The following is a 21,888-nucleotide window of genomic DNA, read 5'->3' as shown; positions in this document are numbered from 1 at the left end:
TTATTAGAACGATGAGGAGAGATGTTCATGAATATCGCAATGACGGGCGGAACCGGTTTTCTCGGCCAGCATCTGACAGGCGTTCTTACCCGCCAGGGACACCATGTTTATATTTTATCAAGAAACGCAAGGGAAACTGAACAAAAAAATATGACATATGTCCAATGGCTGACGGAAGGAGCCGCCCCGGAGCAGGAACTTCCTCATATTGATGTCTGGATAAACCTTGCGGGAAAATCGATTTTTGGCCGCTGGACAAATAAAACAAAGCAGCACATTCTCTCCAGCCGTATCAATGCGACGCGTGAAGTGCAGCGGCTTATTCAGAAACAGAAGGAGAAGCCGAAGACATTGATCCAAGCCAGTGCCGTGGGTATTTACGGCACAAGCCTTGAGAAAACCTTTACAGAGGATTCTGCAACGTCAGATGAGGATTTTCTCAGTCATACTGCACACCTGTGGGAAAAGGAAGGACAGCATATTGAGGCGATGGGCATCAGGACGGTTTATGCAAGATTTGGCGTGATGCTTGGAGAAAAAGGCGCTTTACCGCTTATGGTTCTCCCCTATAAGTTTCTGGCCGGCGGAACGATCGGAACGGGAAGGCAGTGGCTGTCATGGATTCATGTCGAGGATGCGGCCCAGATGATCCGATATGCGGTGGAAAATGCCGGCATCTCAGGCCCAATGAATGTCACTGCGCCCAATCCTGTGGACATGAAGCAATTCGGAAAAGCGATTGCACGGGTGAAGCACCGCCCGCACTGGCTCCCCGTCCCGGAATTCTTTTTATCAAAAGCATTGGGTGAAATGAGTCTTTTGATTGTGAAAGGACAGCGCGCTCTTCCGAAAAAAGCGATAACCTCTGGATTTCGTTTTACATATTCGGATCTTAAATTTGCACTCTCACAGCTGATAGCGGACCGAAAGACTGTATAAAAACAGCAGGAAGGGTCAACCTTAAGAATAACATGGTTGAAGGAGGTCCTTTTTATGGAAAAAAAGAGGGAGAAGCATCAGCAAGGCGCCAACCTGAAAAAAATGCAGGAAGTTCTTTATTCAGGCGAATTTAAAAAAGCGGAAAAAGCTGCTAAGCGGAAGTAGGAATACATAGCCCCTTAAAACCAAATACTATCTTTGTTTGATATCACTTTTTAGGGGGAATTTGATATGGGCAGAAATCATATCCACAAAAACCGTGATAAAAACAAACAAAAGCTTCCACAAGTTCCCGATGCATTAAAAAGGGAAACTGACGGCGTTTACGAAGAATATTCAACCGAGCTTGCTGATGCAGATGACCGCGAAGCGCAAGAGCGTGCGAAAGCAGCCGACAACAGAGCGAAAAAGAAATCTCGTTAATGAAAAACCCCTTGTCTCCGTTTGAGACAAGGGGTTTTTTACATTTCGGTGAAGCGTTCACGGATCGGCGTGCGTTCTTTTACTTTCGGCGCTTCGTCAGGATAGCCCGTTTGTATGATGGCGGCGAATCGTTCATTATCCTGTAAACCAAAGGCCTGATGGACTTCTTTGTCGTAAAGGATTTTTCCGCTTTTCCAAACCATGCCGATTCCTTTTTCCCAGGCAAGAAGCTGAAGGTTTTGGATCAATGAGCTTGTTGCCGCAAAGTCGTCGTCTCGCGCTCTTTCGTTTTCATCTTCCTGAAACACGACGAGCAGAAAACCCGGAACGCGCCCAAGTGTGTTTTTGAAATTTTGAAGCTTTTCCTCTGTCATATCCGGCTTGGATTTCTTAGAGAACGCTGCAAATGTATTGATGAGGTTCGCTTTACCTGTCTCACTGGAAACGTAAATAAATCTCCATGGCTCTGTCACTCTGTGATTTGGCGCATATTTTGCCGTTTCAAGCATGTCAAGAATGACTGCTGAAGGTACTGGCTCTTGTTTAAACTTTCGAATCGATCTTCTGCTGCGTATGATGTCCCGCAGTACTGAATGCTGATGTATTTGTTCGGTTTGAGGCATACCGTCTCACCTTCCTATGCAATTGAAAATGATTATCATTTCATAATGATAACGGAAAGTGCATCTTTTTGTAAACCATCATCCGTATTAGATTTTAAGAATACGGGTTTCTGAGTAAACGGCTGTTCCTGTCATGTTCACTTTCACATGGCCGCCGGCTTCGTTCATTTCGATCTCCACTTTTCCGTCTTTTCCAATTTCCTGCCCTTGTTCAATGATAAATTTATGCTGCTCGGCATTGCCATATTGTTTCATATAAGCCCCCATCACGCCGGATGCTGTGCCGGTCACGGGGTCTTCAATCGTTCCCGAATACGGGGATGAAAAGTGGCGTCCGTGCAGGTCGCTGTCGGGATGAATGGTTTTAAAGGTAAACGGATGGACTGAAGCTTTTGGCAGATCAATTAACACTTCCGGAAATTGTTTGTTATCTGGCACCATTTTTTTGGAAGCCTCCAATGATTTAAGCGGAACGATGGCTGTCCATATACCAGTGCTGCCAAACACAATCGGAAGGTCTTCATGAAAATCCTCTTCGGTGATACCCAGTGCGTCCGCAAGTTTTTTCCGATCGCCTGTAAATGGTTTGAATTGCGGAGAGGCCTGTTCAAGCGTGATATGAATACGGGCATCTTTTTCAGAAATTTTCACAGGCAGGATACCCGCTTTCGTTTGGATGCTGTACGTTTTACCGCTCTCCAGCATTCCTTTCTCACATAATGCGTAAAGAGACGCAACTGTCGCATGACCGCACAAATTCATTTCGTGTCCAGGTGTAAAGTAACGGAGTTCAAGATCGGCCGACTCGCTTTTTCGGATAAAGGAGGTTTCTGAATACCCGGCACGCTCAGCTATGATCTGCATCTCGTCTTCCGTATAAACGTCTCCCCGCAAAACGACGCCTGCGGGGTTTCCTTTGCCGGGACTGCTTGTAAATGCTTCATATTTTAATACCTCTGCTTCTTTCATTCATCTGCCGCCCTTTCTTTATCAATGTCTCTGTCAGTATAGCAAAAATAATTACGAATCTTCAGTCATTATCAAAAAAACCCATTTTCTTTTTTAAGAAAATGGGTGTAACGATCAAGAATTTCTTGTTTTATAGAGCAAATAAATAAAATAAGGTGCGCCGATAGCCGCTGTAAAGACGCCGGCCGGCACTTCCACCGGAGCAAATAAGGTTCTGCCGACGATATCAGCTGTTAAAACGAGCAGAGCTCCAATAAGTGCCGACGCTGGGAGCAGCGCGCCATAAGATGAGCCGACAAGCCGTCTTGCAATATGGGGCGCCATCAGCCCGACAAAACCGATTGTGCCAGCAACTGAAACTGCACAACCAGTAAGAGCCGTACTCAAAAGTAGCAAGAAAAAACGATTTCGCTGAACAGCGCTTCCTGCACCCGCCGCAATATCTTCACCCAGCACCTGTATATTCATATTTTTTAGCGCGACAAAACAAATGAATAAGAGAATGACAGATAAGATAATAGCTATTTTTACATGCTGCCAGTTTGACCCATAAACTGACCCAGTGATATATACATTGGCTTGTGATGCCCGGTAAATCGGGCCTTTGATCATCAACAGGGTAGTCATCGCCTGCGCCGACATTGAAAATCCGATTCCGATAAGCACCAGCCGAAATGTGGAGGCGCCATTTTTGTATGCCAGTAAATAGACGATGAGCCCGACAGCAGATGCGCCGATAAATGCGGCTGCTGGAAGCCATGACAGACTGATCGTAAGTGAACTGCTGCGGTCTGAGAAGAACATCATTAAAAGCACGACCGCTACCGCCGCTCCTCCTGTTATTCCGATAATATCCGGAGATGCGAGAGGGTTTCTGACGAGCCCCTGCAATATCGCGCCTGCCGCTGCCAAGCAGACACCGGCGCATAAAGCCGTCAAAATTCTTGGCATGCGGAACGACATGATCATCAGTTCATCCAGCTTGGAACCTGCACCAAAGAATGTTTTTGCTACATCCCAGGGAGGAATAAACCTTTGTCCGAGACCTGCGCTTATGATGAGTACAGCAGCTGTTAACCCCAGTAAAATTAAAAAGACGATCCATGCTTTCTTTTCAGCCGCAGTAACGCCAAAACGAAGTTTCATAGCTTCGCCCCCCTTCTTGCGATGTACACAAACACAGGCATTCCGATGATGGCGGTCATGACCCCGACAGGAACTTCCTGAGGCATAATGATATATCGCGCACCGATATCCGCGCAAACAAGCAAAATGGCACCCAAAACAGCGGAAAATGGCAGAACCCAGCGATAATCATTACCAACGACAAAGCGGGCAAAATGCGGAATAATGATGCCGATAAAAGAAATCGGCCCGGCAATGGCGACAGCGGACCCTGCAAGCATGACAACACAAAGCGCCATCACAAATTTCAGCAGGCCTGTTTTTTGGCCGAGTCCTTTTGCCACATCTTCTCCCATAACGAGGAGATTAATTTTTTGGCCGAGAAAGAAGCAGATTACCAGCGCTGCCGCTGCATATGGAAACATCGTCATCAACAGATCCAGACTCCGGCCCTGCACAGAGCCAGTCAGCCAAAAAAGCACCTGGGCAAGCTCGAGTTCGTTGACAGACAGCAAGCCCTGTGTCAGAGAAGAAAACATGGCTGCCATGGCAGCTCCCGCCAGCGTCAGTTTGATTGGCGTCAGCCCTTCCCTCCCAAGCGAGCCTGCTGCATAGACGATCGCGGCGGTAAATGCTGCCCCCAGAAACGAGCTCCATACTAATGCCTGAGGTGACTGAATATGCAGAAAAAACGATCCGGCAACAATAAAAAAACCTGCACCGGCGTTAATCCCGAAAATCCCCGGTGACGCAAGCGGATTTTTTGTGAGCGCCTGCATGAGAGCGCCCGCGGCTGCAAGCGAGGCGCCGACGACTGTCGCAACCAAAGCGCGCGGAAGCCTGACATCCTTGATGATGACATGCTCATTTGTTCCGTTGAAGGAAGTAAACGCCTGATAGACCTGTCTCCATGACGTACCTGTATAGCCGTACACGACGCTTGCGCAGACAGCCGCCAGTAAAATGAAAATCAGACATACTAACACAATCCATTTTGAAGATGCCTTTTTGCAGATCATGATCTAATTCTCCTAGTTATTTACTATGTAATGTTTGTTTTTGAGAATAATCCTCAATTAGGGATTGACACTCTTAACACTGCTTATTATGATCTAAATGATAATGAATTTCAATATTGGGAGGAAAAAGATGAAAAAGCATATCAGCATGCTATTCGTATTTTTAATGGCCGTTATGGTACTTTCTGCCTGTAATAGTTCAGAAAGTTCAAGCAACAGCGAGGGGTCAAGCAGCAAAACAAGAACGGTCAAACATGCAATGGGGACATCAGACAACATCCCCGCCAATCCAAAACGGATTGTTGTTTTAACTAATGAAGGAACAGAGGCGCTCTTAGCGCTTGGCATTAAGCCGGTCGGAGCCGTAAAGTCATGGAAGGGCGACCCGTGGTATGACTATCTGAAAGATGACATGAAAGGTGTTAAAAACGTCGGTCTTGAAACGGAACCGAATGTGGAAGCCATCGCAGAATTAAAGCCTGATTTGATTATTGGAAACAAAGTGCGCCAGGAAAAAATTTATGATCAGTTAAATGCGATTGCGCCGACTGTTTTTGCTGAATCTTTGGCCGGGAACTGGAAGGATAACCTGACTCTATACGCCAACGCGGTGAATAAGGCGGACAAAGGCAAGGAAGTCATTGCCGATTTTGATAAACGTGTTTCTGATTTAAAAAACAAGCTGGGCGACCAGACAAACAAAACCGTTTCAGTCGTACGCTTTTTATCCGGTGAATCAAGAATCTATTATACCGATTCATTCTCAGGGATTATTTTAGACCAGCTTGGCTTCAAACGCCCTGAAAAACAAGTGGAGCTGTTCAAGAAACAAAAGGACCAATTTACGTTCTCAACTGACAGTAAAGAATCTATTCCTGATATGGATGCTGATGTGCTGTTTTATTTCACTTATAAAGCCGATAATGCAAAGGAAAATGAAAAATGGGCCAATCAGTGGACAAGCAGTTCACTATGGAAAAACCTAAAGGCCGTGAAATCAGGTAATGCGCATGAAGTCGATGACGTCGTATGGACAACCGCAGGCGGAATTAAAGCCGCAAACTACCTGCTTGATGATATTGAAACCTATTTCTTAAAAACGAAATAAAAAAAGACTCCGTCTTATTAGACGGAGTCTTTTTTGCTTTTGCCAATCAGACGTGTAACGAGGAACATGGTGACAGAAAGAGATCTGTTTTTCCGATACGCTAAGTATTTCCCTCGCCACTCCGGTTTGTATTTTTCTTTAAAGGCTCTTAGGCCGCTGAAGCTGTACATGTATCTGACATTATTAAAAATGACAGCGGCAAACCTTTCGGACCAGAAGGATGTAAAGGCAGTGCCGACATTAGCCAAGGGTGCCATCCCCATATTAAATGACGTGCAGCCCTCTTCCTTTGCCCATAAAAACATACGGATAAACAATGCGTCCATAATGCCATTTGGAGCGTCGCCGCGATAGCGCATTAGGTCAACCGATATCTCTCCCTCCTGGTACATCGGCATGACATTTGCGAATGCAACGATCTCTCCTTCTGCATTTTTCATATAGGCGATCGGCGCTTTCTGTAAATAGGAAGGATCAAAAAATCCGAGCGAGAATCCCTTCTCCTTTTTCGAGCCGAGCCATTCGTCAGAGATTTGCTTCAGCTCCTCCAAAAACGCATCAGAAAATGGGGGATGATCCACATGGAAAGTATACTCCTCCCGCTCAAAGCGGTTATTGATTGCCCGAAGGCCGGCTTTTTTCTTCCCAGTCAAGGTGAATGTATTTAAATCTACATATGCTTCCTCGCCAAGTTTAAAGAAGTTGTAGCCAAAATCGTGATACAGCGCCATGTCCTCTCGTTCAATTTGATAGAACAAAACACTGAATCCCTTCTGATGCGCTTCATTCAGAAATTCTTCCAGCACGAGCGGGAATGATTCTCTTTGGCCAGATGGATCGCCGAGCACGACCAGCCTTCTGGCGATTTTCCCAAATAGAAGCAGTGCATTCCCATCACTGGAAAAATAAAACCGCTTATCTCCTAGAAAACCAAGATGGCTCAGCGCGTTGCCGCCTTTTTCATTGAGAAACGCAGCAAGACGCTCAGGGTCAGCTTTCTCTCCGATCGGTTTCGTTCTCTTATGATAGACCACTGTAAATATCAAGAAGAACAGTGGCACAATGATGATCGCCATGATGGTTGCATGTGTAATATGCGAGGTGCTGTGGACGAAATATTCGTGACGCAGCACCTTCTTCATCCGGTCCCAAATAAAGCCCGCGATCAGATTGTAGTTAAAGAGCGCCACAGTAAACAGCGCCACAGCGAATATCAATTGTCCCAGTGTATAGGATGCCTGTTCGCGGACAAATTGTTTTTTCAATAGCACAAGCAATACGATAATCATCGGCAGTACGAATATCGCGCTGATGTTAAGCCCTTTTAAAAAGCTGAACACAAAGCCGCCGACAAGCGCTGTAATGGCCATCGTATAGGAACGTTTTGTCCGTTTATAAAGCTCAATCGGCAAAATCAGCAGAATGAGCGCTGAGCTTAAGGACAGGCCGTTGAACAGCAAAAGCGCCGGGCGCGGAATGTGCGGTATAACCGTCAGCCTGTCAATCGGCAAGGAGACTGAGGCCAGGACAATCAGACCTGCTACGAACACAATAAGGGAAAGCGAGCCTTGCAAAATTCTCACTAATACCGCACGCTGAACAACAAGCAGAACGTTTGTCGTCTCAATTGCCGGTGCGATGCGCGGGTTCGTTTCGAGCCGCTTCATTGTATTTTCCGTCAGGTCGCCTGCGGCAAAGAACAGTCCTAAGATAAATGGGATAAATGAATAGGCGAGCCTGTACAACACAATAGAAGTAACGATGGCCTCCTGATGATAGCCAAGCTGCTCCATCCCCAGCAAAAATAAAAGGTCAAACGAGCCGAAGCCGCCCGGCACGAGGCTGATCATTCCTCCGATCGCCGCAATGACGAACACCCCGAACACATACCTGATATCTGCATGAATGCCCATAGCGAACAAAGCAAAATAAATGACGATCCCGGCCATGAGCCATTCAACAACTGAAGCTCCAATATATGCGAAAATCGGATTTTTCACTTTATCCGCATTCTCTTCGTCCCCAGCTTTGCGGTCTTTTATTTTGGACACCGCCAAAGACAGCGGCAATATCAGCGCAAAACCGATAACGACCGCCCATAGCCAAGGCTTTTCATGAATCACTTCATCCACTGGCAGCACTCTCGCAGCGACGAAAATGCTGAAAACAGATAATCCGAGCAGCATAGATGATGTGAGCCAGGCGATTCCTTTCACGAGTGCCTTATGGTCTTTCGTATGCTCCTTATAGAACATCATTCTTAACCCGACGCCGGCTAAACCGCCGAAGCCCAGCACATTATTAAATGAATTGGCGATCCAGGAAACCCTGAATACTTTTCCGTTTGTGATCGATAGGCGCAGTGAGTATTTCAGGACGTAATCATACAGCGACATAGCCGCAACAGCCAGCAAGCCGATCAACACAAGCATGAATAAGTCCGTTCGTTCCAGTCCGTTGATGACCATGAGCGTACGTTTGAATGACAGATTTGTCAGTTCTTTTTTCGATTGATAAATAACAAATAGCAAAACAGCAATAGGAAAAACGATTTTTAATATTGATAAAGCATTCTTTTTAATCAGCAATGGTCTCTCCAATCATATTCTAGTTCGATCCTCTCCCCCAATAATCTCCAACTCATTATACACTACCGTTATTTTTCGGACAAAGTCCCGCATGCGGTTTCTGCTCACTTTCTTTCTGGAGTGAAAATCGAGTAATATGGTAAGAGGAGTGAATGATGAGGAAGTGATGAAATGGAATATAATTTACACGATACAACAGTCTTAAACGAAAACATTCTTTCATCGGAGGAACGGGAAATATGGGTGCTCTATATGAAAGTCTTAACTTCCGCCGGGCTCGGTGATGTGTCCGAGTGGATGAAGCTGGATATGAGCATGCCGCAAATGAAGGTGCTGATGCTATTAAACAACCATGGAACATTGAAAGTGAGCGACATTGCTGAAAAAATGGGGGCTTCCCTGTCCAATACAACTGGGCTGCTTGACCGGCTTGAAAAATCAGGATTTGTCAAACGCTCACATTCTGAAGAGGACCGCCGCTCTGTAGTTGTTCAGTTGACAGAGAATGCGAAAAAGATTTTCCGGGGTTTGTATGAAAAAGGCCACCTGAAATTGAAGCGTTCATTAGAGCTGCTGTCCCCTGAAGAAAAGCAGGCTGTTTCCGAAGGGCTGTCTATCCTTTCAAGAGCATTAGAAAAAGCGAAAAAAGAATAAATCTGTAAGTCTGTCATCCGCAAACTGCGGGAGCAGGCTTTTTTTATTTGACATTTAGTTCATTTAAAATGAATAATATATTTCGAGTGAATAAAAAAGGGGTTGATGAATATGTCTGAAGCATTAACAGAGCAGAAAGGCCAAAAGTGGGCGATCAGCCTGTTTACGATTGGTGTATTTATGGCTGCGCTAGATAACGGAATTATTTCAGCTGCTTTAACAACGATAAACGAGTCGTTTTCCGTTTCTCCTTCCTGGGGATCATGGGGCATTACCCTTTATACGCTTGGTCTTAGCGTCAGTGTGCCAATCGTCGGAAAGCTTTCCGACCGCTACGGCAGAAAAAAACTCTTTCTCATTGAGGTTTGCCTGTTCGGACTTGGTTCTTTGCTTGTTGCTTTGAGCCAAAGCTTCCCGCTCTTTCTGATATCGCGGCTGATTCAGGCGCTTGGAGGCGGCGGGATTTTCATCATCGGCAGCTCTCACATTCTCGCGACTCTTCCAAAGGAAAAACAGGGGAAGGCTCTTGGGCTGCTTGGCGCAATGAACGGGATGGCCGCTGTGCTCGGGCCAAATATCGGAAGCTTTCTGCTTGATTGGACCGGGTCTTGGCATTGGCTATTTTTGATTAATTTGCCGATTGCCGTGCTATTGGTTGTTTTCGGCGCATACTTTATCGCGGAAACAAAAGCACCTGAAGCTAAGCGCCTCGACACGGCCGGAATCTTCCTTCTATCCCTGTCGATTTTAGCCGTGATGTACGGCATGACGAACCTTGACGGGGCAAATCTCTTACACAGCTTGGGGAATCCGGAGGTTTATGGATGTATTATTTTTGGCATACTTTGTTTTGCAGCGCTTATCTCGTATGAAAAGAGAGTTGAAATGCGAGGAGGCGATCCCATTTTGGCGTATTCTCTGCTGCGAAACCATATGTTTCAGCGCACGCTTATCATCGGTTTGTTATCCGGGGGGCTCTTGGCGGCAGTCATTTTTATCCCGTCATATGTCGAACAGTATTTGGGTGTCCCTGCCGCAAAAGCAGGCTATTGGATGACACCGCTTGCGTTGGCTTCCGGAATCGGCGCTTGGCTTGGCGGAGCGCTTACCGACAAAAAAGGTCCTGTAAAAACCGTTATTCTTTCGGGAATCATCTCATGTGCGGGGTTTGCTTTATTTCCGCTCTGGGTGACGGAAAAATGGGAGTTTGTGATCGCAAGTGTGGCAGCTGGGATCGGTTTTGGCTTTCTGTTAGGCGCTCCGCTGAACGTCCTTGTATCAGAAGCGGCAAAAACAAATAAGGGTACAGCTCTTGGCACGCTTTCATTAGTAAGGCAAATTGGACTGACCTTGGCGCCTACTCTTTATGCAGGTTTTATCACAGCCGGGTTTGACCAAATAGGTGATGAGATCAACAGCCGCTTGTCGGACAGCGGATATTCGGAAAAGGCGATGCAGATGATTCCGGAGATCGACAGTTCTGATGTTTCTTCTTTACAAGAACAAATCGAACGCATTCCCGTTCCTGAAGTCAAAACCGCGATAAGCGACGCCATTCATGCGAGTGTCGCCAGCGGCTATGATCATTTATATGCAGCGGCTGCTGTGATCTCACTTCTGGTGATTGCTGCTATCAGTATTCCGGCTTTCCGCCGGCAAAAGCGTTAAGACCACCCCATCCGTCTGGAAAGCTCCGTAATATGAGCGATATGGTGATGTGAGTGCCAGACATACAGGCCGAGCGCGTTCTCCAGGGTAATGATCTCCTTTGTATCAGGGTGATAAAATCCGCGCTTAAATTGCTGATCCGTCAGGGTGCGGAGCAGAGCCGTCCATCTTCCGTGAAGCTCCTGCAAAAGCGCGAGTGAGCCGCTCGGATCTGCCGTTTTCGAGTCTTTTAGCTCCGACCATGCTTTTTCATCATACGGACGGATAGCCGGTGTCTCTTCCGTCAAGCTCAATTTAAAACGAATATAGCTGTTCATATGACTGTCAGCCAGATGATGAATAACTTGCCGAACGGTCCATCCACCGTCCCGGTACGGTGTGTCAAGCTGGCTGTCCGTCATGCCCTCTACAGCTTGCTTCAATTTTGCCGGCACTTCTTCAAGCACTTGAATCCATTTATCTTTTTGCTCCTTCGATATGGATTCCCTCGGCTTGTATTCTCCTATTGGGTAGCTTAGATTGACTGATGTCATGCATGTTCTCCCTTCTATTCAAGCTTCTCCTTTATTTTACAAGAAAAAGATTGTGTATTGCGTCTTTTTCCCATACAATAAAAAAACGACACTCGTGTCATTTTTATTATTTAGGAGGATGAATCATGGAAAAACCGTTGTTTTGCACTCAAAAAGGGCTGATGACACTGTTAGCCTCGCAAACCATTTCTTCACTTGGAGACTGGCTTCACATTTTGGCCGTGCTAACCTTAGCCGCTTTTCAGCTGGATGCTTCACCATTAAATATGTCGCTTTTAATGATGTCATTTGCTTTGCCTGTCATTGTACTTGGACCTGTATCGGGCCTACTCGCCGACCGTTTTGACAGAAAAACGATTATGTTTCTATCTGAAATCGGCCGTGCCCTCACTGTTATCAGCTGCGTTTATGTCAGTGAGCTTTGGCAGCTTTACGTATTGCTATCCGTTCAGAGCTGTTTTTCTTCACTTTTTTTACCTGCTAAAAACGGAAAGCTTAAGGAATTGGCTCCGGAAGCACACATTCAGCAGGCCGTTTCCGTCAGCAGCATCATTGATAACAGCTCAAAAATCTTCGGCCCTGCCCTTGGCGGCACGCTGATCGCTGCTTTCTCGATACACTCTGTTTTTTATATAAACGCCGGCGCCTTCTTTCTTTCCGCTGTCATTTTGTTTTTCCTTCCCAGAGATGCTTTTTTACAAAAAGCCAATACACCTCAAGAAAAAACATCAGCACTTACTTCTATCAAGGAAGGCCTTCAGTTTTTGAAACGGATGCCGCTGCTTTTAACAGGTTTACTCACAGCTTGTGTCGTTCTCTTTGTTTTGCAGATTGGTGATTCCCAAGCGATTATTCTTATCCGCTCCTTTTCAGGAGCTCCGCCCGAGCTTGCAGGCTGGTGCATGGCCGTAAGCGGCGCCGGAATGCTCCTTACGGCGGTCATTGCCGGCAGACGGCAGATCACTTCTTATTTGCTTTATTTCTCAGCTGGGACCTTTCTGCTTGGACTAGCAACTGGAGGCGTGCCATTTCTGAGCGGAATGGGAATTGCCGGCATTGCTCTTTTTATTTTCGCTTTTTTCATCATGGGAGCGGCTTTTGGTCTGGTCCATATTCCATTTCAAATTCTCGTGCAAACAACAGTGCCGGTTGATTACAGCGGCAGGGTGTTTGGCGCCATTCAGAGCGCGACAACCCTCGCCTCCATCCTCGGCATGGCGGGCGGGGGCGTGCTGGCGGAATGGATCGGTGTTTCACTTGCTTTTCTTGTCTGTGGCTGCTTGCTGATCATGATTGGGTTGATTACACTTATAGGTAAGAAAGTTTCAGAAAGCAGGCGATATCTTGTCACCGAAAGTAACAAAGGAGCACAAGGATAAACGGCAGGCAGAGATTTTAGAGGCTGCCAAAACGGTTTTTAAACGAAAAGGATTCGAATTAACGACAATGAAGGACGTTGTGGAAGAATCAGGTTTCAGCCGAGGTGGTGTCTATCTTTATTTTTCAAGCACTGAGGAGATGTTTCGCCGCATTATTGAAACAGGGCTGGATGAAGGACTCCGAAAGCTTGATAAATCAGCTGAACACCAAAGTGTTTGGGCCGCCATTTCAATCTATTTGGACGAACTGACTGAGGGTCTGCGTGATGTAGCAGATACGCTGGCGCCGGTGCAATTTGAATATTTAGTGACAGCTTGGCGCAATGAAGAACGTAGGCAGTACTTGGAGAATCGGTATGATCTTTTTGTGGAAAGGTTTTCAAGGCTATTGCAAAAAGGGATCGATCAGGGAGAGTTTCAGCCGGTTCAGCCTATTGCGACTATCGCCAAGTTTTTCCTCAATATGAATGACGGCATCATTCAAAACGCCCTGTATTTCGATGAAGAAAAGGCTGATGTATCTGGACTTGCTGAGTCTGCAAAACTATATTTAAAAACAGTTCTGCAAGCGGATGAGAAGTAAAGAAACGCGGCAGGAGCCCTCCTGCCGCTTGCTTTTCACCCTGCGTGATCACGCACTTCGACTGTTACCTTCTTCTGTTTTGGCTGATAAATTTTCCCCACAAATAAATACCCGTATTTGAATTTATTCAGTGCCCACGAGGTCAGAATCGGGCCGGCTGTGCACACGGCAAACAACAGGAGAACAGCTGGTACGGCAGGAATTTCGGGCATATTCAAAAGCAACACGTAGCCTATAATCATAAAATAGGCATGAAGCAGATAAATCGAAAAGGAATAGTTGCTGATAAACATCATGATTTTCGGCACATGCTTCATTTTGGAAAACAAGTGAAAACACAGGAAAATCATGCTTGTTGAATACAGCATGATATCAGGCCGCTTCGAGCTGATCATGCCGATTTCACCCACATAAGAAACAGTGACAACCAGCGCCCCAGAAGCAATTGCGGCGCCGTACACCACCCAGCGGTATTGGTTCAGCAGCGCTAAAAAACGCTTGTATTCTTTTCCGCAATAGTAGGCTAGACAAAAGTAGAAAAGCCAGCCTGCGAACGGAACCCAGAAGAACGGAAATGCCCCTCCCTCTTCAGAAGCAGGAGCCGGGCTGGCTGCGGAGAAATAGCCTAAATAAGCGGCTGTCACCACAAATGAGATAGACAGCACCCATTTCGGCGATGCTTTTTTCAAGTACTCATGAAACATCATATGCAGCATGTAAAATTGAAAGATGACGAGAATGAAGTATCCGATAAAGTTTCCTAAGAATACGTTCGCCAGATATTTTTGCACAAACGCGAGAAAGGTTACCTCTCCCCCCATCGCACTGGTCATCAGCAGCGCATCGATGGCCGCGATAAATAAAAAAGGAACAAAAATCACTTTTCCCCGCTTCTTTAAAAAACCGTCAGGCACCCCATCAGGATAAGAACGGGCCAGTAAAAATTCAGAGATGAAAATAAAAGCGGGCGTGCTGAACATCAGGAGTGTTCGGAAAGAATCAACAGTGTGAGAAATATCTGCAAGAGCTTCTGCCTGAAGCATCAGGACCATTGAAATGATATGGAGCAAGACGACACTTAAGCACGAAATGCAGCGGATCATAAAAATTTCTTTAATTTGCATAACAGCGCTCCTTTTATTTCAAATTGATAGAAATCGATGGTTGTACCTTAACATGTCCGCTCTATTTGAAAAAGTGCCTGATGTCATAAATTGACGTATGCATGATAGACTAAGGTCATAAGACCCTATGGCTTTTTGGTGTATCTTTCTCAGACGAGATTGCTAGAAAATGCAAAAAACCTGCCGTATCGGAGACTGCAGGTTTTTTATGAAGATATTAATTTGTATTGAGGCCTCCGCCATTCAGCCCTTCTTTTATATAGCCGTTCACTTGGCTATTAGAGAGCAAGCCAATATGACCGATGCCATAAAGCTGGATGTTTCGCGCTCCTTGTAACCGAGACAAGCTATTGATGACAATTTGATCATTGAGACTGTAAATAGATGTATAGAGGATCTTTTGATTAGGATCTGTACCCGGCAGCGCGGTTGATGATACTAAACCATTAGCCCCTCCAAGCGTTACGACATTTTGAATCTTATTGCCCCCGCCTAAATATTTAATATAGTACAGCGTATTGGCGCCTCCCATACTATGAGCCACAATATCTACTTTTTTGGCCCCCGTCTCTTTTAAAACACGGTCAACATATGAAGCAAGCTGCGGGCCGTTATTTAGGTTGTTTCCTGTTTTATCATAAAAATCAATTGCGTACAGTTTGTTGCTTTGCCAGCCTTGAGAAATTAAGTAGTTTTTAATAGCGAAAAAGTTGTATGATGCCCCGCTTATTCCATGAACAAGAACGACAGGATTATGTACTGATTCAGCTTTTGCACTTGACGGCGGAGCGGCTAAAACAGATAGAATCAGCGATAAACAAATAATGAATGACATAAGTACTTTTTTCACGTTTATTCCCCCTTAAAATGTTCATACCACCAATTTCCTATTATACATAAAAAATCAATATAGTTAATATTTTTTATGAAAATTAAATTTAAATCTCTTTTATATCATTGACGGAGATAAATCGGATACCTTCTGACATCCCTTTTATTTTCATTTCCAAAGTGGCCCGGTTGTGTTCCCTTCCTCCCTTTTCTATAATAAGGGGAATAGGCAGTTAGAATCACAGTTGAGCACCGGCTCATCTGTTTTACGAAACAGCCAGACACGGAGGATAGCATGAGAGTATTAAAATACGCCATATTAGGGCTTTTGCGAAAAGGCGAATTGAGTGGATACGATATTACGAGTTATTTTAAAGAGGAGCTCGGCCAGTTTTGGAGCGCCAAGCACAGCCAGATTTACCCTGAGCTCAAAAAGCTGACGGATGAAGGATTTATCACGTTTCGGACAACGATTCAGGGCACAAAGCTGGAGAAAAAGATGTACACCCTGACAGACTGCGGAAAGCAGGAGCTGCATGACTGGCTGATCCGCCACCAGCCGATACCCGAGACGGTGAAGGATGAATTTATGCTGAAGGCTTATTTCATTTCTTGTCTATCGCGCCAGGAGGCTTCTGATTTGTTCAAAGACCAGCTGCAAAAACGCCAGGCCAAGCTTTCTGACTTACAGGGAAGCTATGAAAAGCTTATGGCTTCAGCAGAGCCAATGTCATTTTCTTCACCGGACTTCGGCCACTATCTTGTGCTGACGAAAGCGCTGGAGCGGGAGAAAAATTACGTTTCATGGCTGGAATCAATTTTAGCTATGATCGATAAGGATTAACCGCAGTTCAGGCTGCACCCATACGAATGTACCCACATGCAAAAAAACATCTGCCTAAACGGCAGATGTTTTTTAGGCTCGGAGCGCTTTCAGCCCCGCTGCGAAAGTGATCGCAGCAAATGCAAGCAAAATGCCGCAGATTCCGAGAATATCTGTGACGCGGGCACCGTTAGCGATAATCTCCGTCAGCCCGCTCATCGCCCACTTTTGCGGAAGAAATTCAGCGATGGATTGCATAAATTTCGGTTCAATGTCGATCGGCCAATACATCCCGCTCACCATACATGTTGCGATGACGAACAAGTTACCGAATGCAAGCTGCTGTTCTGGCGTTCTGACATTGGCCGCTATCATCAATCCAATGCCGACAACGGTCAATAGAAAAAGTGACACTAATACAATAACCGCAGCCGGATTCCCCCAGTTGATGCCAAACAGCCAATGGGTGGAAAGAAGCAATATGCCAAATTGAATCCAGCCAATGACAAAGAAGGAAAGCACATACCCAGCACCGATTTCAGCTCGGCTGACAGAGGCTGTAAGCAATCTGGACCAGACGCCGTTTTTTCTTGCTTCTAAAATGGTTCCAGCCGCTCCCATCATGGTCAGCATGACAAACAGGATGGAAAACCCTGCTGCTCTGGAGGCTGTGTCACTTGCTTCCGCACCCTCTTTTTTATCACTGAGCATCTGTCGTTTTACAGCCGGAACTGTATCTTCATGTTTTTTGGCGAAAACCGTTTTATACGCCGACTTCCAGTTTTCTCCCGCTGTCTGCGATGCCGTTTTCGCCGCGGTCACCTGAATATTGAGCGTTGCCAATGTGTTTTCTGCATATTGTTTGACCATCGGCGCTTCCGACAGCTCGGGGCCATGACGGAAAATCAGCTCAGGATTTTTGCCTTTTTCCAGCTGTGTCTGGAACGAGCGGGAAATGACGATGATCCCGGCAATTTTCTTTTGTTTCAGCTTTTCTGACGCTTTGTTTTCAGACATGTTTTCGAATGTATACATATCATCGTGTGCCTTCAGCTGCCGAATATAATGCTGTGAGAGAATCGTATCGTCCTGATCAACGATTGCAAGCCGCACCTTATCATCATTGCCGCCGAGCATACTCCCAAATACAAAGGTAAGCAAAAGCGGGGCAGCAAACATGATCAAATAGTTCTGCGGCTTCTTAAAAATGAGAGAAAGCTCAATGCCGCAAATGGCTATGATTTTTTTCACCTTTTGTACCTCCTTATCTTGTATGAAGCCGTCTGATACCAATTACAAGTGAACAAAGACCGATCGCCGCAAAAAGAAGCACAGGCTTTTGAAGGTCAGCCCAGCCTCCCCCTTGCATTAAAGAAAGAAAGCCGTCAAGCGCCCAGCGATTTGGCACCGCTTTGGATACAGACTGCAAGACGTCCGGAAATTGGTACAGCGGCAGCATGGACCCGCCGAGAACCGCAAGCAATTGAATGCCGAAGCCGCCTATCGCATCTGCAGTTTTCATATCGCTGATGCACGACGCAAGCAGCATTGAAATGCCGGATACAGCTGCGGCGTAAGAAAGCCCGAGTACACTCACGAACAGCAGATTACCGCCCCAGTCCACACCAAATACATTGATTGTGACGATCAGAAATATGAAAAATTGTATGATGGCAAACAGATACGTCCCAAGCCATTTTCCGAAGAGAATGACGGATTTTTGCGCAGGCGTCATCAGCATTCTGGCAAGCGTCTCCGTATCCTTTTCCTGTAAAAACGATTTCGCCCCGACTGTCATATGAAACAGCATAAACATGCAAAGCATTGCCGCCGAATAGTATTGAAAACTGGTAACGGCCTTGCTGCCGACAGATTTTTCCGCAATAGTAAGCTTGTCACCTGTTTCTTTTTCTAGCGTCTTTGCCAGCTTTTCTACAAACTGTGCAGGGTCAAGTTTTCCTTGCTTTACAGCTTCCGTTTTGCTGATGTAGTCCATTGAGGCTGACGCGGCTTCCTTTACCGCTTTATATTGCTCTATAAAAGAGCTGGCAGCTGTTTCGATGATGGAACTTTTCAATGTTTGATCAGGTGCGGCATAAACAACAGCTGAGGTTTTGCTGGCTTCCCAATGGTTCGGGATGACGATGCCTACATCGATTTTCTTTTCATCAATCAGCTTCTTCATCTTGTCTTCGCTGCCGGCTTTTGTGGCCTTTATCGACTTCATTTTTTTGAGAACATCTTTTGTAAACATGTTTGCTGCATCCGACTGGTCTGATTGAATGTAGCCGACTTTGATGTCATCAATCCGGCTGCCTCCGTCAACAACTGATCCGAGCGCCGCCCCTAAAATACACGTTAGGATCAGCGGCATTAGGATAAGCATCATAAACCCTTTTCTGTCCGTGATTCTGATTTTGACATCTTTCCATGCGATCCATATGCTTTTTTTCATGGCCGTCCCTCCTCAATCCCGCAACGTGCGGCCGGTCAGATTCAGAAACAGGCGCTCCAGATTCGGTTCCTGCACCTGAAGGGACAGCAGGTTTATATGATGTGCAGCAGCTTCAGCAAGCAGACTTGTGACGACTTTCTCATGATGAGCCGCAGAAATGTCAATATTGAGCTCTGTGTCATGTACTGTTACATCATTCACATGAGCCAGGGAACGGATCGCCACAAGAAACGCTTCATTGATCCCGCTGACCGTGAGCTGAATGATGGTATCGCCCCCAAGGCGGCTGCACAAATCAGTTTTTGTGCCAATCGCAATCATTTCCCCCTGATCAATTATCCCGATCCGGTCGCATAAAAACTCAACTTCTTCCATGTAATGACTCGTATAGATCACCGTCATGCCCGTTTCGTTGAGCTGTTTGACCGTTTCTAAAATGTGATTTCTCGATTGAGGGTCAATACCGACAGTCGGTTCATCCATAATCAGCAGCTCGGGCTTATGCATTAAAGCCGCACCGATGTTGATTCTTCGTTTCATCCCCCCGGAGAACGTTTCAATCTTATCTTTAGCCCGCTCAGCCAGACCGACATATTCAAGGACCTCTGCCGCTCTTTTTTTGGCCTCACCGTGCGTAAGTCCGTACATTTTCCCCCAAAACATAAGATTCTCATGAGCCGTCAGCGTCGGATATAATGCAATTTCCTGCGGAACAATGCCGATTTTTTGTTTCGCTTTGGCCGTTTCTTTTCCGATAACATAGCCGCCCACCGTGATGTTCCCGCTGTCATGCGGCACAAGGCCGGAAATCATCGAGATGGTTGTGGATTTCCCCGCACCGTTAGGCCCGAGCAGACCGAACGACTCCCCCTTTTTGAGGGAAAAAGAAATGCCTTTCACGATTGTTTTTTTTCCGTATGCCTTTTTGATGTTTTCTGCTTGCAGCACGTCGTCTCACTCCTTTTTTTGATCCATTGCCATTGTAGAAGAAAGAAAGGCGTGCGGCATGTAGCGGCAGATAGAACATAGGGCATGAAAAAAAGGCCTGTAAAAGGCCTTTTCAGAGAAGCGTATATGCAAAACGTCATATGTCAAAAGACAGATACACCATATCTGACCGAGTAAATGGCTGCTTGGGTTCTGTCCCTGACAGCCAGCTTGCTGATAATATTTGAAACGTGGTTTTTGACTGTGCCTTCTGTAATGTAAAGCTTTTCGGCAATTTCTTTGTTATTCAGCCCGTACCCCAGCTCAGCCAGAACTTCGATTTCGCGCTCGGTCAGGCCGAGCAGCTCCTTAGGTTTTTCTATCTCATTTATTCCTTTCAGCTGTTTTTCACGCTTCCATTCATTCAGCATTTGGGCAGTCAATTCCGGCGGAAGCACCATTCCGCCAGAATGAACAGTCATCACCGCTTTTACAATCGTATCTGCCGACATATCCTTCAGCAGGTACCCGCTTGCTCCTTCTTCAAGCGCTTCAGCAATCAGCGCTGAATCCTTAAAGGTTGTCAGCATCAAAACCTTTACGCCGGGCAGCAAGCTTGTGATTAATTTTGTTCCCTCCACCCCGTTGGAAACCGGCATGCGGATGTCCATTAATACGATATCCGGCTCCAGCTCTTTCGCCTTTTCGAATGCTTCCTGTCCGTTTCGCGCCGTTGCGATCACATCGAGCTCTTCTCGGAGCTGAAGCAGGGATGCCAGCCCTTCTCTGACGATATCCTGATCGTCGGTAATGATGATCTTAATCATGATAAACTCTCCTTTTGCTGCACGGGTCTGAAGCTCCATTTTTTATTGGCAAGTGAAAATTCTGCATTCACAGTAAATCCTTGATCCTGTTCGCTTTCAAAGCGGATCATTCCGCCATGCTCCGCTGCCCGCTTTTTCATATTCAAGAGGCCAAAGCCAAGTGCCGCTTCGGGATTGCCTTTTCCGTCATCCTTAATGACAAGGCTGATGCTGTCCGTTGTGCAGGCAAGCTGTATCGAACAGGCTGCGGCGCCGCCGTGCCGTTTGGCATTGGTCAGTGCTTCCTGCACCGTTCTGATCAGGGTCGGATGGAGAGACAGCGGGATGATTGCAGGATCACCGCTGACCGCAAATTCTGTTGTGACTCCTGCATTTTTGCAAAAGTCCTCTGTCAGCTGTTTCAGCGATTCGATTAGCGAAGGATCGTTTTCAGTTTGCAGAGTGCGTACTGATAAGCGGACATCATCAAGCGCTTCACGGGCAAGTGTTTCACAGACACCTACTGTCTCATCCGCTTTTTGGCTGTCTCTTTTTTGCCATTCACGCAAAAGCTGCAGCTGGACGAGAAGGGCCGTCATTTTATGCCCCACTGTATCATGGATTTCCCGCGCCATTCTGTTCCGCTCGTAAATGGCAGTCAGCTCTTCAACCTGCTTCGCATATAAATGGAGCTCCTGATGTGCAGCAGACAGCGCCAGATGGGACTCCGTCAGTTCCTGAAACTGCTGTTTTGCCGTATCCTGCGCATCCAACAGCTTGCGGATTAATTTGCCCACGACACCGCAGAAGACAACGAATGTCATGCTAGTCAAATGATCAATGACAAATTCATTGCCGAACATCGCATATGTACGGATGAGGACGGTTAAAAATAAAATAGAGGAAAGACATAAGACAGACCATGCTGTTCTTTTAGGAAACCCCCGCAGAAAAAAGGCGACCGCAACCGGACAAAGCATAATAATGAACAAACCTGTGCCGGGAAAGATAAATCCGAACGAAAAGCCGATTGCAATATCAATCAGGCAGAACCAGATGGCATTTGTCTCTTTTGTCAGCAAAACATGATTGGCTGCATACATGGCAGCACCTGCTGCTATAAATACATATCCAAACCAGTTATCCTCTTTCACAATGGACAGATACATTAAACAGCTCACCATCAAGGTGAACATTCTCGTAAAAAAAAGAGCCTTCACGCTCATCACTCCCGTTACCCAATTCCCTTCTTATCATACCTGCCTGAGGGCATTTTTGACAGGAGTTTCTGGAAAATAAAAAATCCCCCTG

Annotated in this window: 22 protein-coding genes; 9 read left to right on the top strand and 13 right to left on the bottom strand. The window is 46.1% G+C overall.

Annotated features, from left to right (window positions below; all coding sequences use genetic code 11):
• The first annotated feature begins 27 nt into the window (after positions 1–27).
• The 3 genes from NYE53_RS04635 to NYE53_RS04625 all read left to right on the top strand — a co-directional run bounded on the left by NYE53_RS04635 (position 28) and on the right by NYE53_RS04625 (position 1,362).
• Positions 28–939 carry a TIGR01777 family oxidoreductase gene (locus NYE53_RS04635; protein WP_339247523.1) on the top strand — a complete coding sequence of 304 codons (912 nt, stop codon included), beginning with the start codon at positions 28–30 and terminating at the stop codon, positions 937–939.
• 54 nt (positions 940–993) lie between these two features.
• Entirely contained in the window at positions 994–1,104 is a 111-nt protein-coding gene (locus NYE53_RS04630) for a YfhE family protein (protein WP_003223230.1), read from the top strand.
• Positions 1,105–1,170: 66 nt separating this feature from the next.
• Entirely contained in the window at positions 1,171–1,362 is a 192-nt protein-coding gene (locus NYE53_RS04625) for a YfhD family protein (RefSeq protein WP_003233561.1), read from the top strand.
• Between the two features lie 38 nt (positions 1,363–1,400).
• Here the strand turns inward: NYE53_RS04625 and NYE53_RS04620 are convergent, their stop codons facing one another.
• From NYE53_RS04620 to NYE53_RS04605, 4 genes are all read right to left on the bottom strand, one after another.
• Positions 1,401–1,985 carry a nitroreductase gene (locus tag NYE53_RS04620; protein WP_339247521.1) on the bottom strand — a complete coding sequence of 195 codons (585 nt, stop codon included), beginning with the start codon at positions 1,983–1,985 and terminating at the stop codon, positions 1,401–1,403.
• 87 nt (positions 1,986–2,072) lie between these two features.
• Entirely contained in the window at positions 2,073–2,954 is an 882-nt protein-coding gene (locus tag NYE53_RS04615; RefSeq protein WP_339247518.1) for a PhzF family phenazine biosynthesis isomerase, read from the bottom strand.
• A 114-nt stretch (positions 2,955–3,068) separates the two neighbouring features.
• On the bottom strand, positions 3,069–4,100 hold the full coding sequence (locus NYE53_RS04610) for an iron ABC transporter permease (RefSeq protein WP_003233568.1): 1,032 nt from the start codon (positions 4,098–4,100) through the stop codon (positions 3,069–3,071).
• Positions 4,097–5,098, bottom strand: a complete 1,002-nt coding sequence (locus tag NYE53_RS04605) for an iron ABC transporter permease (RefSeq protein ID WP_003233570.1) — start codon at positions 5,096–5,098, stop codon at positions 4,097–4,099. The genes NYE53_RS04610 and NYE53_RS04605 overlap by 4 nt, the downstream gene beginning before the upstream one ends.
• A 130-nt stretch (positions 5,099–5,228) precedes the next feature.
• Here NYE53_RS04605 and NYE53_RS04600 point away from each other — a divergent pair, with 130 nt between their 5' ends.
• The gene (locus NYE53_RS04600; protein ID WP_014476203.1) at positions 5,229–6,206 is read left to right on the top strand and encodes an iron-siderophore ABC transporter substrate-binding protein; all 978 of its coding nucleotides are present in this window, start codon (positions 5,229–5,231) and stop codon (positions 6,204–6,206) included.
• A 17-nt stretch (positions 6,207–6,223) separates the two neighbouring features.
• Here the strand turns inward: NYE53_RS04600 and mprF are convergent, their stop codons facing one another.
• Positions 6,224–8,794 (bottom strand): bifunctional lysylphosphatidylglycerol flippase/synthetase MprF, encoded by a 2,571-nt coding sequence (mprF, locus tag NYE53_RS04595; protein ID WP_014476202.1) that lies wholly within the window; start codon positions 8,792–8,794, stop codon positions 6,224–6,226.
• Positions 8,795–8,965: 171 nt separating this feature from the next.
• Here mprF and NYE53_RS04590 point away from each other — a divergent pair, with 171 nt between their 5' ends.
• Together NYE53_RS04590 and NYE53_RS04585 are read left to right on the top strand one after the other, a co-directional pair.
• Positions 8,966–9,448, top strand: a complete 483-nt coding sequence (locus NYE53_RS04590; protein WP_003233577.1) for a MarR family transcriptional regulator — start codon at positions 8,966–8,968, stop codon at positions 9,446–9,448.
• Positions 9,449–9,559: 111 nt separating this feature from the next.
• Positions 9,560–11,116, top strand: a complete 1,557-nt coding sequence (locus tag NYE53_RS04585) for an MFS transporter (protein ID WP_095843588.1) — start codon at positions 9,560–9,562, stop codon at positions 11,114–11,116.
• Here the strand turns inward: NYE53_RS04585 and bstA are convergent.
• The gene (gene bstA / locus NYE53_RS04580) at positions 11,113–11,649 is read right to left on the bottom strand and encodes a bacillithiol transferase BstA (RefSeq protein ID WP_003233581.1); all 537 of its coding nucleotides are present in this window, start codon (positions 11,647–11,649) and stop codon (positions 11,113–11,115) included. The two genes, NYE53_RS04585 and bstA, sit on opposite strands and share 4 nt — an antisense overlap.
• A 125-nt stretch (positions 11,650–11,774) precedes the next feature.
• Here bstA and NYE53_RS04575 point away from each other — a divergent pair, with 125 nt between their 5' ends.
• Together NYE53_RS04575 and NYE53_RS04570 are read left to right on the top strand one after the other, a co-directional pair.
• Positions 11,775–13,028 carry an MFS transporter gene (locus tag NYE53_RS04575; RefSeq protein ID WP_339247514.1) on the top strand — a complete coding sequence of 418 codons (1,254 nt, stop codon included), beginning with the start codon at positions 11,775–11,777 and terminating at the stop codon, positions 13,026–13,028.
• Positions 12,994–13,611, top strand: coding sequence for a TetR family transcriptional regulator (locus tag NYE53_RS04570; protein WP_327828925.1), 618 nt, complete (start codon positions 12,994–12,996; stop codon positions 13,609–13,611). Before NYE53_RS04575 ends, NYE53_RS04570 begins: the two co-directional genes overlap by 35 nt.
• A 35-nt stretch (positions 13,612–13,646) precedes the next feature.
• On the opposite strand, the gene NYE53_RS04565 is transcribed toward NYE53_RS04570, so the two are convergent.
• Positions 13,647–14,735 (bottom strand): acyltransferase family protein, encoded by a 1,089-nt coding sequence (locus tag NYE53_RS04565; protein WP_038428639.1) that lies wholly within the window; start codon positions 14,733–14,735, stop codon positions 13,647–13,649.
• Between the two features lie 217 nt (positions 14,736–14,952).
• Complete coding sequence (estB, locus tag NYE53_RS04560) at positions 14,953–15,585, bottom strand: esterase EstB (RefSeq protein WP_251188104.1); 633 nt, start codon at positions 15,583–15,585, stop codon at positions 14,953–14,955.
• A 276-nt stretch (positions 15,586–15,861) separates the two neighbouring features.
• Between estB and padR the strand changes: the two genes are divergently transcribed.
• Positions 15,862–16,410, top strand: coding sequence for a transcriptional regulator PadR (gene padR / locus NYE53_RS04555; RefSeq protein ID WP_339247512.1), 549 nt, complete (start codon positions 15,862–15,864; stop codon positions 16,408–16,410).
• Positions 16,411–16,482: 72 nt separating this feature from the next.
• On the opposite strand, the gene lnrN is transcribed toward padR, so the two are convergent.
• From lnrN to lnrJ, 5 genes are all read right to left on the bottom strand, one after another.
• On the bottom strand, positions 16,483–17,640 hold the full coding sequence (lnrN, locus tag NYE53_RS04550; RefSeq protein ID WP_339247509.1) for a linearmycin resistance permease LnrN: 1,158 nt from the start codon (positions 17,638–17,640) through the stop codon (positions 16,483–16,485).
• 13 nt (positions 17,641–17,653) lie between these two features.
• Positions 17,654–18,844, bottom strand: a complete 1,191-nt coding sequence (gene lnrM / locus NYE53_RS04545; RefSeq protein ID WP_339247508.1) for a linearmycin resistance permease LnrM — start codon at positions 18,842–18,844, stop codon at positions 17,654–17,656.
• Positions 18,845–18,856: 12 nt separating this feature from the next.
• Positions 18,857–19,792: a linearmycin resistance ATP-binding protein LnrL gene (lnrL, locus tag NYE53_RS04540; RefSeq protein WP_251188100.1), complete on the bottom strand. Its 936-nt coding sequence runs from the start codon at positions 19,790–19,792 to the stop codon at positions 18,857–18,859.
• Between the two features lie 143 nt (positions 19,793–19,935).
• A complete protein-coding gene (gene lnrK, locus NYE53_RS04535) occupies positions 19,936–20,598 on the bottom strand; it encodes a two-component system response regulator LnrK (RefSeq protein WP_339247504.1) in 663 nt (220 codons plus the stop codon).
• A complete protein-coding gene (lnrJ, locus tag NYE53_RS04530) occupies positions 20,595–21,797 on the bottom strand; it encodes a two-component system sensor histidine kinase LnrJ (RefSeq protein ID WP_072175501.1) in 1,203 nt (400 codons plus the stop codon). The genes lnrK and lnrJ overlap by 4 nt, the downstream gene beginning before the upstream one ends.
• Positions 21,798–21,888: the final 91 nt, after the last annotated feature.

The organism is Bacillus sp. FSL R5-0523 (genome assembly GCF_037975295.1).
GTDB classification, from domain to species: domain Bacteria; phylum Bacillota; class Bacilli; order Bacillales; family Bacillaceae; genus Bacillus; species Bacillus subtilis.
This window is presented reverse-complemented; position numbering and strand designations above follow the sequence as displayed.

Excerpts from the sequence above, each read along its gene's own strand:
- NYE53_RS04635 (WP_339247523.1), top strand. The coding sequence starts at position 28 with ATGAATATCGCAATGACGGGCGGAACCGGTTTTCTCGGCCAGCATCTG.
- lnrK (WP_339247504.1), bottom strand. The coding sequence starts at position 20,598 with ATGATTAAGATCATCATTACCGACGATCAGGATATCGTCAGAGAAGGG.
- NYE53_RS04605 (WP_003233570.1), bottom strand. The coding sequence starts at position 5,098 with ATGATCTGCAAAAAGGCATCTTCAAAATGGATTGTGTTAGTATGTCTG.
- NYE53_RS04610 (WP_003233568.1), bottom strand. The coding sequence starts at position 4,100 with ATGAAACTTCGTTTTGGCGTTACTGCGGCTGAAAAGAAAGCATGGATC.
- NYE53_RS04585 (WP_095843588.1), top strand. The coding sequence starts at position 9,560 with ATGTCTGAAGCATTAACAGAGCAGAAAGGCCAAAAGTGGGCGATCAGC.
- NYE53_RS04615 (WP_339247518.1), bottom strand. The coding sequence starts at position 2,954 with ATGAAAGAAGCAGAGGTATTAAAATATGAAGCATTTACAAGCAGTCCC.
- padR (WP_339247512.1), top strand. The coding sequence starts at position 15,862 with ATGAGAGTATTAAAATACGCCATATTAGGGCTTTTGCGAAAAGGCGAA.
- NYE53_RS04625 (WP_003233561.1), top strand. The coding sequence starts at position 1,171 with ATGGGCAGAAATCATATCCACAAAAACCGTGATAAAAACAAACAAAAG.
- NYE53_RS04620 (WP_339247521.1), bottom strand. The coding sequence starts at position 1,985 with ATGCCTCAAACCGAACAAATACATCAGCATTCAGTACTGCGGGACATC.
- NYE53_RS04630 (WP_003223230.1), top strand. The coding sequence starts at position 994 with ATGGAAAAAAAGAGGGAGAAGCATCAGCAAGGCGCCAACCTGAAAAAA.
- NYE53_RS04575 (WP_339247514.1), top strand. The coding sequence starts at position 11,775 with ATGGAAAAACCGTTGTTTTGCACTCAAAAAGGGCTGATGACACTGTTA.
- NYE53_RS04565 (WP_038428639.1), bottom strand. The coding sequence starts at position 14,735 with ATGCAAATTAAAGAAATTTTTATGATCCGCTGCATTTCGTGCTTAAGT.
- bstA (WP_003233581.1), bottom strand. The coding sequence starts at position 11,649 with ATGACATCAGTCAATCTAAGCTACCCAATAGGAGAATACAAGCCGAGG.
- NYE53_RS04600 (WP_014476203.1), top strand. The coding sequence starts at position 5,229 with ATGAAAAAGCATATCAGCATGCTATTCGTATTTTTAATGGCCGTTATG.
- NYE53_RS04590 (WP_003233577.1), top strand. The coding sequence starts at position 8,966 with ATGGAATATAATTTACACGATACAACAGTCTTAAACGAAAACATTCTT.
- lnrM (WP_339247508.1), bottom strand. The coding sequence starts at position 18,844 with ATGAAAAAAAGCATATGGATCGCATGGAAAGATGTCAAAATCAGAATC.